At 63.0% G+C, this 14,434-nt stretch carries 14 protein-coding genes; 7 read left to right on the top strand and 7 right to left on the bottom strand.

From position 1 onward, the window contains the following. Positions 1-60: 60 nt before the first annotated feature. The 6 genes from ACOOE1_RS10685 to ACOOE1_RS10710 all read left to right on the top strand — a co-directional run bounded on the left by ACOOE1_RS10685 (position 61) and on the right by ACOOE1_RS10710 (position 6,233). Positions 61-363: a hypothetical protein gene (locus tag ACOOE1_RS10685; RefSeq protein WP_420406325.1), complete on the top strand. Its 303-nt coding sequence runs from the start codon at positions 61-63 to the stop codon at positions 361-363. Positions 364-591: 228 nt separating this feature from the next. Then, entirely contained in the window at positions 592-1,818 is a 1,227-nt protein-coding gene (locus ACOOE1_RS10690) for an imelysin family protein (protein WP_420406326.1), read from the top strand. A gap of 142 nt (positions 1,819-1,960) precedes the next feature. Then, positions 1,961-3,454, top strand: coding sequence for a di-heme oxidoredictase family protein (locus ACOOE1_RS10695; RefSeq protein ID WP_420406327.1), 1,494 nt, complete (start codon positions 1,961-1,963; stop codon positions 3,452-3,454). 10 nt (positions 3,455-3,464) lie between these two features. Further along, a complete protein-coding gene (locus tag ACOOE1_RS10700) occupies positions 3,465-4,559 on the top strand; it encodes an imelysin family protein (protein ID WP_420406328.1) in 1,095 nt (364 codons plus the stop codon). A 4-nt stretch (positions 4,560-4,563) separates the two neighbouring features. Continuing rightward, positions 4,564-5,691, top strand: a complete 1,128-nt coding sequence (locus tag ACOOE1_RS10705) for a DUF1513 domain-containing protein (protein ID WP_420406329.1) — start codon at positions 4,564-4,566, stop codon at positions 5,689-5,691. A 158-nt stretch (positions 5,692-5,849) separates the two neighbouring features. Continuing rightward, positions 5,850-6,233, top strand: a complete 384-nt coding sequence (locus tag ACOOE1_RS10710; protein WP_420406330.1) for a c-type cytochrome — start codon at positions 5,850-5,852, stop codon at positions 6,231-6,233. A gap of 54 nt (positions 6,234-6,287) precedes the next feature. Here ACOOE1_RS10710 and ACOOE1_RS10715 read toward each other — a convergent pair whose 3' ends face one another. From ACOOE1_RS10715 to ACOOE1_RS10745, 7 genes are all read right to left on the bottom strand, one after another. Continuing rightward, positions 6,288-7,199 (bottom strand): ChaN family lipoprotein, encoded by a 912-nt coding sequence (locus ACOOE1_RS10715; RefSeq protein WP_420406331.1) that lies wholly within the window; start codon positions 7,197-7,199, stop codon positions 6,288-6,290. An 82-nt stretch (positions 7,200-7,281) separates the two neighbouring features. After that, positions 7,282-7,806, bottom strand: coding sequence for a hypothetical protein (locus ACOOE1_RS10720; RefSeq protein WP_420406332.1), 525 nt, complete (start codon positions 7,804-7,806; stop codon positions 7,282-7,284). 155 nt (positions 7,807-7,961) lie between these two features. Then, positions 7,962-8,834 (bottom strand): RNA polymerase sigma factor SigJ, encoded by an 873-nt coding sequence (sigJ, locus tag ACOOE1_RS10725; protein ID WP_420406333.1) that lies wholly within the window; start codon positions 8,832-8,834, stop codon positions 7,962-7,964. An 11-nt stretch (positions 8,835-8,845) separates the two neighbouring features. Next, positions 8,846-9,277 carry a carboxymuconolactone decarboxylase family protein gene (locus tag ACOOE1_RS10730; protein WP_420406334.1) on the bottom strand — a complete coding sequence of 144 codons (432 nt, stop codon included), beginning with the start codon at positions 9,275-9,277 and terminating at the stop codon, positions 8,846-8,848. Positions 9,278-9,444: 167 nt separating this feature from the next. Continuing rightward, positions 9,445-9,639 (bottom strand): hypothetical protein, encoded by a 195-nt coding sequence (locus tag ACOOE1_RS10735; protein ID WP_420406335.1) that lies wholly within the window; start codon positions 9,637-9,639, stop codon positions 9,445-9,447. A 495-nt stretch (positions 9,640-10,134) separates the two neighbouring features. Then, positions 10,135-10,305 (bottom strand): hypothetical protein, encoded by a 171-nt coding sequence (locus ACOOE1_RS10740; protein WP_420406336.1) that lies wholly within the window; start codon positions 10,303-10,305, stop codon positions 10,135-10,137. 143 nt (positions 10,306-10,448) lie between these two features. After that, the gene (locus ACOOE1_RS10745; RefSeq protein ID WP_420406421.1) at positions 10,449-12,689 is read right to left on the bottom strand and encodes a PatA/PatG family cyanobactin maturation protease; all 2,241 of its coding nucleotides are present in this window, start codon (positions 12,687-12,689) and stop codon (positions 10,449-10,451) included. A 367-nt stretch (positions 12,690-13,056) separates the two neighbouring features. Between ACOOE1_RS10745 and ACOOE1_RS10750 the strand changes: the two genes are divergently transcribed. Further along, on the top strand, positions 13,057-14,427 hold the full coding sequence (locus ACOOE1_RS10750; RefSeq protein ID WP_420406337.1) for an MFS transporter: 1,371 nt from the start codon (positions 13,057-13,059) through the stop codon (positions 14,425-14,427). Positions 14,428-14,434 lie beyond the last annotated feature (7 nt).

Below are 14,434 nucleotides of genomic sequence, written 5' to 3' on the forward strand. Positions count from 1 at the left end.
AAAAATCGCAAATCAGAGAGCAGACCCGAACGCAGGAATTTCGTGCGACGACCGTCATCGTTGTCCGGAATCCTGTCGCGAACACAAGACTTCAAGGATAGCTGGCCGGTCACGGTCAGGAATATCTCGGTGGACGGAATGCATATCGTGGGAGATTTCCCCCAATTCGATGGCGCCCGTACCTTTCTGAGGATCGATGGAACGGATAGCTGTATCGCCTGTGACCCGGTGACTCAGAATCTCAACGGTATCCGCGTGAAGATCGAGCTCGACCCCACCGAGTTCAGCAAGCTGATCGGGGAATCCGATACCTTTGCGTCGCTCGTCCTCGCAGCCGTACCATCAGATATCAACCGAAGCTGACACCAGCCCCCTCACACACCTAACTAATTGTTTTTTCTTGTTTTTAAACAAGACCATTTTAGTATTCGATTATCCATTGCAATTGCGAATGACTTTCAATATTGTCCTCTCATCGGCATTTGAACCGGCGGCTCGGAGCGGTCGGGCCGCATCGGGGCGAAAGATATGGAAACCAGAAACTCTGCGCATAGAGCGATAGTCGGAGCGACGATTGCAGGCGCCCTTTTCATGCTTCCGGCACACGCTGACGAGGCTGGCGGGAAGCGCGCTGTCCTGGAGACCTACGCCGACATCGCCGCAGCCGGCTACGCCGACTCCCTCGCGGGTGCCGAGTCCCTCCGCAACGCGGTTTCCACGCTGATCGAAGCGCCGACAGAGGCCAACCTGACCGTGGCCCGCACCGCCTGGATCGCCGCGCGGGAGCCCTATCAGCAGACCGAGGTCTACCGTTTCGGCAACGCGATCGTCGATGACTGGGAAGGCAAGGTGAACGCCTGGCCGCTCGACGAAGGCCTGATCGATTATGTGAAGACCGGATTTTATGGTTCCGAGTCGGACGCGAACCCCTATTACACCGCGAACGTGATCGCCAATCCGACCGTGACCATCGGCGGCAAGGCAATCGACGCCGGCAGGATCGACCGCGCTCTGGTTGCGTCTCTCCACGAGATCGACGAGATCGAAGCCAACGTCTCGACCGGCTATCACGCTATCGAGTTCCTGCTCTGGGGCCAGGACCTGAACGGCACCGGCCCGGGCGCCGGCGACCGAGAGGCGAGCGATTTCGATCCTGAAAACTGCTCCAACGGCAATTGCACGCGCCGCGCCGCTTATCTCGCCGTCGCCACGGACATGCTGGTTGACGAGCTTGAATGGATGACCGCGCAGTGGGCCGTCGGCGGCGCCGCGCGCACAGGCCTTCTGGATGGTGACGCGGACAAGGGTATTGCCACGATCCTGACCGGCATGGGCAGCCTCTCCTACGGCGAGCTGGCCGGGGAGCGGATGAAGCTCGGCCTCATGCTCCACGATCCCGAGGAAGAGCATGATTGCTTCAGCGATAACACCCACCGCTCGCACTACAACGACGCGCTGGGGATCCGGAATGTCTATCTCGGCGAATACAGGCGGACCGACGGCACCGTCGTGAAGGGCGCAAGCCTGTCCTCCCTGGTCGCCGCCACGGACCAGAGCGTCGACGCCGAACTGCGCGCCGCCCTGGACGCCACCATGAACAAGATGACGATCCTCTCGGACGAAGCCGAGAAGGGACACCGTTATGACCAGATGCTCGCGGAAGGAAACGCGCGCGGGAACGAGATCGTTCAAACCGCCGTCGACGCCCTGACCGCGCAAACCAAGTCGATCGAGCGTGTCGTCGCAGCGCTCGGTCTGTCTGCCCTCGAGTTCGAAGGCTCCGACAGTCTCGACAACCCGGGAGCTGTCTTTCAGTGAGCGGGTGCGACACCAGCATATCTCTCCCACTCGGGGGCGGCTCTTGCCGCCCCCGCTTTTCTTCGGGCAGATCGCCGGTCTGCGATAAAAGGTCCCGCTCGCTTCAATAGAACGGCCCGTGTTCTTGCGATAGAACAGGCACATGTTGAACAAGATCAAGTTGTTGCTGACAGCGCTGATCGTCGGTTCTACCGGCATGCCGGAAAGCCTCGCCGACGACGATTCCGTGCGGATCGCGCGCGTCACCAGACCGACGACCGACTTCTCGCGGCCCGAGAAATACGAAATCATGCAGGGCGGTGCGACAACGCACCGCAAGCGGATCAACGGTGACGTCTTCTCCCACCCGTCGGCCAACATGGCCTTCGAGCGGCGGCTCTATTTCGAACTCGGCGACGGCATCTTCAAGAAGATGTGGGTGAGTTCGCCCGCCAGTACAAAATCCTCCGACGGGCTCGGTCCGCTCTACAACGCGCGCTCCTGCCAGCGCTGCCATCTGAAGGACGGCCGCGGCGCCCCACCGGACGGAACGCAGGCCGACGCCGTCGCACTGCTTGTCCGGCTGAGCATACCGCCGCAGAACGATACGGACCGTGCGATGCTGGAGGCCGGGACGCGCCACGCGATCCCCGACCCGGTCTATGGCGGCCAACTGCAATCCTTCGCGATTGCGGGCCAGGACGCCGAGGCGCGGGTCGAGATCCGCTACGAAGCGGTTCCGGTCACGCTCGCCGACGGCACCATCATCGAGTTGCGCAAACCGGCGGTCAGTCTCTCCGAGCCCGCCTACGGGGCCTTCCACGACGAGTTCATGATGTCCGCCCGTATCGCCACGCCGATGATCGGCCTCGGGCTTCTGGAAGCCCTTTCCGAAAAGGATATCCTGAGCTGGGCCGATCCCGGGGACCGGGACGGGGACGGTATTTCCGGTCGCCCGAACCGGGTGATGAGCGCGCTCAACCGCGAGGTCATGCTCGGGCGCTTCGGCTGGAAGGCCAATGAACCGACCCTGAAGGACCAGGTCTCCGGCGCCTTCGCCGGTGACATCGGCATTTCGTCGAGCCTGCACCCGGCCAATGCCGGCGACTGCACGCAGGCGCAGCCGGTCTGCCTTGACTCTCCGCACGGCGGGGAATCCGGGGACGGCAATGTCGAGGTCAACGATCATCTGCTCGATCTCGTAACCTTCTACAGCCGCAATCTTTCCGTTCCCGCGCGGCGCGATGTCGACGATCCGTCCGTCCTCAACGGCAAGAGGATCTTCTACGAAGCCGGCTGCATCGCCTGTCACCGCCCGAAATACGTGACGCCGCGCGATCCGCTGCGCCCGGAACAGTCCTTCCAGCTGATCTGGCCCTACACGGACATGCTGCTGCATGACATGGGCGAGGGACTCGCGGACAACCGCCCCGACGGACGGGCGGACGGGCGGGAATGGCGCACGCCGCCGCTCTGGGGCATCGGCCTCACCGAAACCGTCAACGGCCACACCAACTTCCTGCATGACGGCCGGGCCCGCAACCTGCTGGAGGCGATCCTATGGCATGGCGGCGAGGCCGCGGCTGCACGCGGCCGCGTCATCGCCCTGCCGAAGCAGGAACGCGAGGATCTTCTCCGCTTCCTGAATTCGCTCTGAGGAGGAGGAAATGAAACGGATAGTCGCCACCGCGACCATTGCCCTTTCGGCGGTCCTCTGCCCCCTGCCCGACGGGGTGCAGGCGCAAGGGGACGACACGGTCTACGCAACCATCGCGGCCGCCAGCGTCACCAATCACATTTTGCCGCGCTACGAGCGGCTCGCCGAGAGCGGCGCCGCGCTTGCCGCGTCAGCGGACGCCTATTGCGCGGACCGGGATGCGGCCGCATTCTTCGCACTTGACCGGGCATTCCGCGCCTTCTGGGTCCGGTGGGCGGGAATTCGCCATATCCAGTTCGGCCCGATCACCTATCTTGATCGCGCCTACAGGATCCAGTTCTGGCCGGATACGCGCGGCAAGACCGGCAAGCAGCTCGCCCGCGCGCTGGCAGCCAGCGACCGGGACGCCTTGTCCGCGGAACGCTTTGCCGCCGCCAGCGTCGCGCTCCAGGGATTGCCTGCGCTCGAACGGATATTGGCCGACGGCAATAGCGGTTACGGCGATGGGAAAGGGGCGTTCCGGTGCGAACTGACCCGGGCCATCGCCGGGAACCTGGCCTCGATCTCGGACGAGCTCGTGGCCGACTGGAATCCGAACGACGGCTACGCCCATCTGATCGCCGTGGCCGGCACAGGCACGGGCCCTTACAACGAGGTCTCGGAAGTTCCGGTCGACCTGCTGCAGAGCGTTCTGGGGGAGCTCGAGGCAAGCCGCGACATCAGGCTCGGTCGCCCTCTCGGCTCCGCTGTCGACACCGCGCGCCCCAAACTTGCCGAGGCCTGGCGCAGCGGCCTGTCGCGCGAGATCCTGGCGGAGTCGGTCGACGGGCTCGCGGACCTGTATCTCAACGGCGGTTTCGATGCCGCGCTGCGGTCCGGCGGACAGGAGCCCCTCGCCGACCGGATCCAGGTCCTCTTCACCCGGATCGCGCAGGACATCTCAACTGTCGGGATGCCGCTCTACGACGCCTTCGGCACGACCGAAGGCCGCCAAGAACTGCAGACCATCCGGGCCGGATTGAAAGAACTGGCGGACCTTATCGGGACGGATCTTGCCGTCGCGCTCGATATCTCGCCCGGTTTCAACAGCAGGGACGGCGACTGACGTCATGATGACCCGCCGCAACTTCCTTGCGGGGATCACTGCTTCGGGCGTGACGGCGCCGATCGCCTCGCCGCTGACCGCCGGAAGCGGCAGCGATGGTCTGCTGATCTCCGCCGCCCGCAGGAAAGACGGCAGCTTCGTGCTCGTCGGCTGCACCGGAAGCGGCGAGATCTCCTTCCAACTCCCGCTTCCGGGACGCGGCCACGCCACAACGCTCTCGCCGGACGCAAAGACCGCTGTCCACGTGGCCCGCCGACCGGGACGGTTCATGCTGGTGGTCGATCTCGGGACCGGTACGCTCAGCGCATTCGTCAGTGCGCCCGGCGATCGCCACTTCTACGGCCATGCCGAATTCTCCGCGGACGGGAAACTGCTGTTCACGACAGAGAACGATTTCGATCGCGGCCGCGGTGTGATCGGCATCTGGGACTGCCGGGACGGGTACCGGCGCGCCGGCGAGTGGGACAGCCACGGCGCCGGCCCGCACGACCTGGCGCTGCTGCCCGGCGGCGCGGCTATGGCGATTGCGAACGGCGGCATCCTGACCCATCCGGACAGCGGCCGGGCGAAGCTCAACATCGCCGACATGCAGCCGAACCTGACCTTCCTCGATGCCCGTGACGGCAGCGTCATCCGCAAGATCGCGCTGCCGGGCGAGTGGCACAAGAACAGCATCCGCCACCTCGATACCGGTCCCGACGGCAGCGTGCTTTTCGGCATGCAGTTCCAGGGCGCCAGGACCGACGTCCCCCCACTGGTCGGACATGTCGGTACAGACGGCGCCCTCAGCCTGTTTGACACGCCGGAAACGCTGTCGCCACAGCTCCGGGGTTACTGCGCCGATGTGGCAATCGACGCGTCCGGCCGGTTCGGCGCCGGCACCTTCCCGCGCGGAAACCGGATCGCGATCTGGTCGATCCCCGAGGGCAGGCTGATCATGCTGGACACCGTCCGTGACAGCGCCGGGATCGCGAAGGACGGTCATCCGGGCGCCTTCCGTTTCTCCACCGGCTCCGGCCGTCTGCTGAGCCGCGTGGCGGAACCGGATGGAACCGTCTTCAATGGCGACATCCGCCGCTTCACCGGACTAGGTTTCGACAACCACATGATCCTGGCGGACCGCCACACCTGATGCCTGGTCAAGGCTTTACGCGGAAAGCCATATCGGCAAGTCTATGCGCAGTCGACTCCGGGCAAACGGTGCGACAGTTCGCCGACTGGGCCGTGCGGGAATGTCTGCCTAGATTCCTCGCGACACCGAGCCATCGGCCGGAAAACATGGAGAGAGAAATGTTGCGCAATGTCGCCTATGCCGTCGCCGTCCTGACCCTGATTGCAAGCCCCGCCCTTGCCGCCGGCGATGCGGACAAGGGCAAGAAGGTGTTCCGTAAGTGCAAGGCCTGCCATGTCGTGGACAAGGAAAAGAACAGGGTCGGCCCGCACCTCGTCGGCATCTTCGGCCGCAAGGCCGGCGGCCTCGAAAACTTCAAGTATTCCAAGGCAATGACCGGCAAGGGCGAAGAGGGTCTCGTGTGGACCGAGGAAACCATCGCCGAATACCTGAAATCGCCCAGGGGCTATGTCAAAGGCACCAGGATGTCGTTCGCCGGTCTCAAGAAGCAGGACGACATCGACAACGTGATCGCCTATCTCAAAGCCGAAACTGCGAAATAGCCGCGCGCACCTGACGGCCCGAACCGCGCTGCCGGTCCGCCGGCGGCGCGGTTTCTATTTGTGCTTGCCGAATCTGGCTTCCAGCTCGGCGCAGTAATCCCGATCCGGATAAGCCCGGTCGGTGAACCAGACGAAATCGAACTTCCGCGAAAGCGCCGCGTCCGGAAGCGCGGGCTCCTCTCCTCCGCGCTCGATCAGAGCAAGCGACACTATATCCCGCGCGCCGAAGCGGTGGGCCAGATGGTACCCCGCGCCGATATCCCGGCGCGCATGCTGACCGCCGGCAATCAGGACCGCGCCGTCTGCCGTTGTCGCCGCCCGGACCATCGCCTCCGCAAGGCTCGCGTCCCTGGCGACCTGAACCCGGATCATCGGCTCCAGCCGTTCGTGCGGCACCAGCGCGCAGTGTCCCCGATAGATCTCCTCCGCCACCGCGCCCCTGACATCCGCCGGCAACCTGGCCTCCAGACGGAGGGTTTTCCTCAGGATAGGATCGGCACTTTCAGGATTTCGTGCCAGTTGCCCGACCGTCTCCCGGTCGATATTTCCGGCAACCATGGGCAACCGGGCCGCGAGAGCGACCTCGGCTACCGGCCGGTAGATATTCCAGTCCGGCCAGCCGGACTCCGCCCAGCCGACAGCGTCTGCAAAACGGTCCGGGTCGGCATGGCCGCCGGCCGCCAGAACGTCGATGGCGCGTTGCTTGCCGCGCGGAACCATTTCCCAGACCAGCGCCGGACGGCGCCCGAGTTCGAGCATTCGCGCGAGCAGGCGCGCCTGAATCAGATGATGCTCCGGATTGTCGTGTTTCTCGCCCAATAGCACGTACCTGTGCCGAGCAAGTTCACGGGCGAGATAGGTCTCGTCATCCGGCAAGTCCGCCGGGGACGGTACCGAGAGCGTTGGTAGCAGAGCGAGCGCCATCAGCAGTACCATCGATCGGCCTGGTATCAGCTTCCAGAACACGTGGCCTCCCCTTCGTCTTTCATCCGGGCCTGAAAAGCCCGAGGGGAAAGATAGGGCGCTGCGGCGAAATGTCGGCTGCCGGTCAATCGAACAGACTGTCGATCGCGGCCTGGTCCATGATGTCGTCGATCTCCGCCTGGTCGTAGCGCGGCACGGTGCCGTTGATCACGCCGGAGATCTGCTCGAGCGTCGCCTTGATCTCGCGGACCTTCGTCATGGTCTGCTCCTGGAAGGCTTCCGCGGGCACTGATCCGTTCAGCTTTTTCAGCAGATCTGCGGCAGAAAAGATCTGCTCGTTGGCCGCCGCGACCAGATCCTCGAAGGCGTCGATATATTCCCGGGGCGCGTTCTCGTAGGCCCAGATGGCGAGTTCCTTGTCCGAGAATCCGCTGGCGGCAAAGTGCTCGGTGTAGGTCGCCGGCTCCCACTGTTCGACTTCCTCGAGCATCTCCGGCATGTCCGGAACAAGCTCAAGCAACATCACCACTTCGTTGAAGTGATTCAGATAGTCCGTTGCGAGAAGGGACGTGTCATTGATGTTGGTCCCCCGGACCAGCAATCGGTAGGTCTTGGTCAGGCGTGGCTGCGTATCCATCGCGACAACCATAGCGCATTCCCGGCACAGTGCAGATGCAATATTCCGACACTGCGCTCCAACTCCTTAAGATTGCGTATATTTTAGACAGATTGTCGAGATTGGCCCGCGCGGCCTTCGGGACGACTGCTCCCCGGACAATCCCGGCATCCGGGGATTCGCAACGGTCAGGCGCCGAGATCGAAACGGCGGAGCTTGTCCGGGTTCCGCGTGATCATGATGTCCGATATCCGGTCATCTTCGCCAACCGCAAATGTGATCACGGCCTCCGTCCTGGCTCCGTCTCGGGCAACCAGCGCGCGCTGTGCGTTGATCTCCGCGATGGCGACCTGATAGTCCGCGTGCCAGAGCCGAAGATAACGGGTGACGAACTGGAGAATAGTCTCGGCACCAAGAAGGGGTTTGCGGATCGAATCCGCCTTGCCGCCGCTGTCCGCCGTCAGGACCGCGTGGCTCGAAAGCATGGCGGCCAGACTGTCGGCCACACCGGTCCTGACGGCCGTCTGGAAGGCCTCGACCAGGCGCTCCTGAACATCCTTCGGCGCCGGTCTTGTGTTTCCCGACCTGCGGACATTGACCCGCGCCCGGGAGGCCAGTTTGCGACAGCTGGCCTCGCTGACCTGCAGACACTCCGCGATCTCGCCGTACTCCATTGCGAAGACGTCGTGCAGGACGAAGGCCGCGCGCTCTTTCGGCGCCAGACGTTCGAGAACGAGCAGAAAGGCCATGGTGACGCTCTCGCTCATCAGGAAATCCGTCTCCGGCGTTCCCGCCTGCACCGTTTCCATCGGCTCTGGAAGCCAGGATCCGACATACTCGGTCCGGCTTCGGCGGGCGGACTTCAGGACGTCGAGCGCCCGCCGCGTTGCCACCGACGTCAACCAGCCCCTCCGGTTCGCGATCTCCTCGCGATCGGCCGCGTCCCAGGCGAGGAAGGTGTCCTGAACAACGTCCTCGGCCTCGGCGCGGCTCCCGAGGAGGCGATAGGCGAGACCGGTCAGCATCGGCCTCGCCTCCTCGAAGATTTCTATGTGATCCAACGGACGTTCCATCAATGGTTCGAGATTTGAATCCGGTTCCAGAGATTGATCATCGCCACGATCGCCGTCAGCGTCGAGATCTCCCGATCGGTGAAATGCTCCCTCAACTCCCGGCGCAGCGGACCGAGATCGGCCTTCGGGTCCGGCTGTGTGAGAGCCTCGGTCCAGGCGAGCGCCACCTTTTCGGAGGGCGTGAAATCACGCACGTGACGCCAGACGATGACCCGGTCGATCCGATCCTGGCTCTCGCCGTCCTTGCGGGCCTCCTCGATATGCATCTTGACGCAGAAAGCACACTGATTGATCTGCGATGCGCGCAGCTTCACGAGGTGATGGAGCGGCTTGTCGAATCCGGTCTCCGCGATCTCGTTCTCGACGGCCTCCAGACGGCCAAAGATTTTCTCTGCATTGGCGTGGAAGTTCACAGCTGCGGTCCCGGTCATTCTTGCCTCCTTGGCTCTGTTGCAACGGGGTTCGCAGACATGTCGAGCGAGAGATGCCGTCTGTGACGAGACCGGGAGAACTTTTTCTCGGAGGGAGAGGGAGCATTGCAAAGGCGGCCCGGAGCGCGCCGGCTCCGAGCCTCAGGAAAACCTAATCCTGCGATACGCTATTTCTGCCATTCCCGCCGCTGACCGGAATAGGGCTGGTAGAAGGCTTTCTTGGCCTCGGGGTTGGCCAGAATCTGCATCGTGACACTGTGCTTCCTGTAACGGGGTGGCGCCCCGAGATTGAACATCTTCGGCTGCGTGCCGGCCGATTGCGGCGGCCCGCCTGCCTCGGCGTTGCTCGTATCTCCGCTCACGGCCTGGGTCTGAGGAGGCAATCGGCCCGTGCTGCCTGACGCCGGTGGCGGTTCGCTTGCTGACGCGCGGACTTCGGTGCCTTGACCTGTGGATGCACCACTTGGATTTTTTGCCATCTCGCTCTCCTGTTCATGATTTCCACGATGATGCGAAACACTGCATCAGGTTGGTTTTCCTGCATTTCTCTTGGCCAAGGTATGCCGGACAAGAGGATTTCGCTCTACAATCTGCTGCATTACGAAAGTCCATCCGTGAGCCGATGCGATCATCGGACGTCCGCTGTTCTCCGCTCCGCGCATCCCGCGCGCAGACGCCGAGGGGGAAACCGAAGAGTGGCTGGCCGGAGCGATAGGTGAACTCGGCATATTCTTCATGATCGGGGCCTCCTGCTTGGACAATTTCCATACCCGCCCGTCCGGGGTTTCGGGCCGCGACGGGCCGGGTGCCGTTCTGCAACGGAATCCGGCCCGTCTGATGGAGCTAGGTCCGGCCAATTAGCCGTTCAGCGCCCCCTGGAGGGCTCCGGCGGCCGCGTTCTTCAGAACCGGGAGCGCGGCGCTGACCAGGCTGCCCCAGAAAGCCGGATTGACTGAACCGGCGACGCCGATCTGCGCCATACGTTCGACACCACGATCGACACCTTCGACTTGCATTGGAGTACGCATGGATCTCTGTCCTTTCTTCCGTAGGTAGGTTGGGACATCGCAGCCCCCCGGAACCTCCGAAGGACCGCCTCACGGCGCCGACCGCCGGCCGGCGCCGTTCCCTGCGGCTTCGGCCACAAGGATTCGAAGCGCGGCGAGCGCGATCAGAACATTTCCCATTCGCGAAGCTGTCCGACCGTCACGGGGACGACGTCGCTAACATCGATCGTGTACTGGAAAACGGTCCGGGCTTTGGTCAGGGTCTGATCCGGAGCAAAGAAGGTCCAAGTCACATCCCAGCAGTCCGAGTCCGGTCTGCAGATCGTGCTCCGGTCCACATTGACCGTGTCCAGGAACATTTCCTTGTCCAGCATCTTTTCGAAAATCAGCTTCGCGTTGTAGGCATTGAACGCGGAATAGTTGAGCGCACGATCCTGCGGAGATATGCCGGGATTGCGGAACTCGTTGTAGATCCGCTCAAGGAATGCCTTCAGGCCGGGCGGGGGCTTGCCGCCAATGATGTTCTCCACACGCCAGCCGAACATGCCGCGCCAGACCGGCCTGAATCTCGGCACGACCGTTCCGTTGAGAAGCCGCACCTCGCCATCGACATAGCCGGCCTGGGAAACCCGATCGACCGCCGGCTTGAAATCCTTTTCCTTGGTCGGCACTCCCGGCTGGGTATTTGCCGGTTGCACCTGGTACCAGAGAAGGCCGGCGAGCTCCGTGTACATCGGAAAACCGAATTCGCCCTGCGGCTTGATTGCATAGATCGGGACATCGTCGATGTTCAGCGTCCAGATCAGCGCGTTGGCATCCGGGAAATGAACCAATGAACCGTGCTCGCTCGGCTTCCAGAGCAGGTACTGGATCATGTATTCCGCATTCCACGGTGCCGCAGGTCCCGGGAAAGGCCCTGTGTTTCCGGAGTGGGGCCACCAGGCAGCCATCGCCTGGACGAAGTAGTCGAACCGTGCCTCGCTGTCGAAATCGTAGAACAGCTTGCCGATAGCGAAAATCGGCTCATCGACCGTCTCTGAAGGACTGATGCCGCTTGCGCCGCATCCGCACCCCTGCACCTGAACGGCGCCGGCCGCCTGGACGGGCAATGGGGTTCCGCAGGATGGCTGGATCCCTCCATAGGCCTGAGGCGCGAGCGCACCTCCGGGAACACTCGAGTGCGCCGCGACAACCGGCGAATGGGTTGCCGGCGACACGGCGGCGGGGGCGGCCGGTGCTGCAGCGACCATCTCCGGCATTCCGGAGGCTGCGACCTGGGAAGGTGAGCCCGGAGGCTGGACAGCCATCTCCGGGGCGACGCCAGATGGTACCGGCTCGGATGATGCTGCTTGCGGGGCAACACCGATCCTTTCTCCGGTGGAACCGGAGGCCATTTCAGATTGCGAAATCCCGGCGGACGAAGTCGGTGGCGGCGCAGCCGGCAGACCATCCGGGCCAAGGATCGACGGTGTGACTGATTGATTCTGGGACATTGATACGACCTCTCCTTTCTTGCTCACTCCTCGCAGTTGGCTGGGGGGATGTCCGCGTGACAGCGATTGGGACCTCGCGAGCGCCGCCATACCCGAGCGCGTCAATTCGGACGGCTTGAGCCCTCGTCGGACGGACTCCGCCGCACGCCGGACATTCAGCCTGCCGGCCAATGCACGCGTGCAGTCGGAACTGTCCCGCGGGTCGCAGGGATCCGCGGTTTCGATCATGATTCTGCGGACGAAGATCGGATCGGGCTCGTCACCGAGCTTGATCTGCAGACTGAGAAGCAACGCAGCGACACCGGTTGCGATTGGCGCAGCGAAACTGGTCCCCGTTCTCTTTGCAATTCCGCCGCCCGGTGATGCTCCGGGAACGTCTTGGCCAAGCACAAGGAGCCCGTTTTTCGAATAGGCTTCGCCATAGTTGCTAAACGGCAGCGTCGCACCATCCTCGGCGCAGGCCCCGACCGCCAGTGTCGACGGCATTGCAGCGGGAACATGCAGACAGCGGCATCCGTCATTGCCCGCTGCCGCCACGATCAGCACGTTCCTGTCCGCGCACTCATGGACAACGCCCTCGAGAAAACGGTCGCCACGTCCGGTCGGCGTCAACTGACCGCCGCTGATGTTGATGATCGAGGCACCGTTGGTCAGCGCGTGCCGGATGGCACGCGCCAGAGTCGCCTGCGCACAACTGATCAGATTGCCCGCGCCATCTTCGTGATAGACGGGAATGCACATGACCTCGCTACCCGGAGATACGCCGCATAGGGGCGATCCCGGCCGCCCGGCGACGATGCTCGCGACATGGGTCCCGTGTCCGGCGGCGGCGTCTCTGGCGGACTCTTCCGCCAGGACCGAGAGGCGGGCGCCGGAGAAGGCGGAATGATTACGATCGATGGGACCGTCCAGAACGGCGACCCGGACTTCCGGATTTCCACCTGCGACCTCGTCGTACAGATCACGAAGTCCGCGAACACGATCGAGTAGCGACGCTGACACGGAGAAACCCTTTCACACAATTTTTGATAGATTTTTTTCATCTCACCACACGAAGAATGAGTATATTTTTACTCACTCGTCAAGATTGCTTTTTTTGATTTTAAATAAATTATTGATCGCACCTAGCGGAGCGAGTTCTGCGGCGGGCGTCGCGGAAGTGATCCGGATATCAGGCCGGGACAATCTGGAAGTCCACGGATCAACGGGTTAGATTCACGCCGAGGCTGTGCGCTCCACCTCGATTGGATCCGCCTGTCAGGAGAGGCTGCGGCAAAGCATGGACGGTCCCCTGAGAAACCGCTCCTATCGGCATCTGTTCGCCGCGCAGGGGCTTTCGCTCCTCGGCACCGGACTGACGACCATCGCTCTCGGCCTTCTGGCCTACGAACTCGCCGGCGCCGAGGCCGGTTTGGTTCTCGGCACAGCTTTGGCGATAAAGATGGTCGCGTATGTCGGTCTTGGTCCGATCGGAGCAGCGCTTGCGCAACGATTCCCGCGCCGACCTTTTTTCGTCACGCTGGACATGATCCGCGCCGCTCTTGTCTTGGTCCTGCCGTTCGTCTCCGAAATCTGGCAGATCTATCTTCTGATCTTTCTTTTTCAGGCTTGCTCCGCCGCCTTCACGCCGACCTTTCAGGCAACCATCCCGGACCTTCTTCCGGACGAGAAGGATTACACCCGAGCGCTTTCCCTCTCCCGTTTGCTCTACGATCTCGAACAGTTGCTCAGCCCGATACTGGCCGGTCTCCTGCTGGCACTCGTCAACTTTCACTGGCTGTTCGTCGGGAATACGATCGGTTTTCTCGCCTCGGCGGTTCTTATCCTCACCGCGTCCATTCCGGCCCTGAAAATCGACGAGAACCGCCGCGGATTTTGGCAACGCGTGACCCGAGGCAGCTGGATCTATCTGAAAACGCCGCGGCTACGCGGTTTGCTCGCGCTCAGTTTCGCGGTCGCGTCAGCTGGGTCGATGGTGATCGTCAATACCGTTGTACTCGTCCGGTCCGTGTTCGGCGGCAACGAGATGGATGTGGCGATATTCTATGCCGCAGCCGGTTTCGGCTCGATGACTGTCGCGCTGACCCTGCCCAGACTGCTCGACCGAATCGAGGTGCGCCCGGTCATGATATGCGGCGGCGTGAGTCTTTGCGCAGGGCTGACCGCCGGGCTCTGGGTCGAATCCTATGCCGGCGCGCTCGCGATCTGGTTCTTCCTCGGTGCCGGATCGTCCCTAGTCATGACTCCGTCCGGACTTCTGCTGCGCCGGTCCAGCCACGCCGAAGACCGGCCGGCGCTGTTCGCCGCACAGTTTGCCCTGTCACACGGATGCTGGCTGGTCACCTATCCTCTGGCCGGGTGGGCAGGTGCGAGTTTCGGAATGAACACGGCTCTCGTCGTGCTTGCTATCGGAGCCACGGCGGGCAGCGCCGCCGCCATGCTGCTCTGGCCGCGCAACGATCCGAGCGAGCTGGAACACGAACACGAGGAATTGCTGCACGCTCATGCCCCCGCCGCGGACGGTCATCACGGGCCGGACCAGATCATCAAGGAAGCCCCGGCACAGAAAAAGCACCGGCACCGGAAATTCCGGCACCGGCACGTCTTCGTTATCGATGACCATCACACGGCCTGGCCCAGCTCCGGCTGACGCCGGT

Origin of the sequence: Nisaea sp. (genome assembly GCF_965216895.1) — a bacterium.
In the GTDB taxonomy this organism is placed as follows: Bacteria; Pseudomonadota; Alphaproteobacteria; order Thalassobaculales; family Thalassobaculaceae; genus Nisaea.

Bases quoted from the DNA above. Each gene is read 5' to 3' on its own strand.
- ACOOE1_RS10740 (WP_420406336.1), bottom strand. From the start codon at position 10,305: ATGCGTACTCCAATGCAAGTCGAAGGTGTCGATCGTGGTGTCGAACGT.
- ACOOE1_RS10750 (WP_420406337.1), top strand. From the start codon at position 13,057: ATGGACGGTCCCCTGAGAAACCGCTCCTATCGGCATCTGTTCGCCGCG.
- ACOOE1_RS10700 (WP_420406328.1), top strand. From the start codon at position 3,465: ATGAAACGGATAGTCGCCACCGCGACCATTGCCCTTTCGGCGGTCCTC.
- ACOOE1_RS10690 (WP_420406326.1), top strand. From the start codon at position 592: ATGCTTCCGGCACACGCTGACGAGGCTGGCGGGAAGCGCGCTGTCCTG.
- ACOOE1_RS10730 (WP_420406334.1), bottom strand. From the start codon at position 9,277: ATGACCGGGACCGCAGCTGTGAACTTCCACGCCAATGCAGAGAAAATC.
- ACOOE1_RS10720 (WP_420406332.1), bottom strand. From the start codon at position 7,806: ATGGTTGTCGCGATGGATACGCAGCCACGCCTGACCAAGACCTACCGA.
- ACOOE1_RS10705 (WP_420406329.1), top strand. From the start codon at position 4,564: ATGATGACCCGCCGCAACTTCCTTGCGGGGATCACTGCTTCGGGCGTG.
- ACOOE1_RS10710 (WP_420406330.1), top strand. From the start codon at position 5,850: ATGTTGCGCAATGTCGCCTATGCCGTCGCCGTCCTGACCCTGATTGCA.
- ACOOE1_RS10695 (WP_420406327.1), top strand. From the start codon at position 1,961: ATGTTGAACAAGATCAAGTTGTTGCTGACAGCGCTGATCGTCGGTTCT.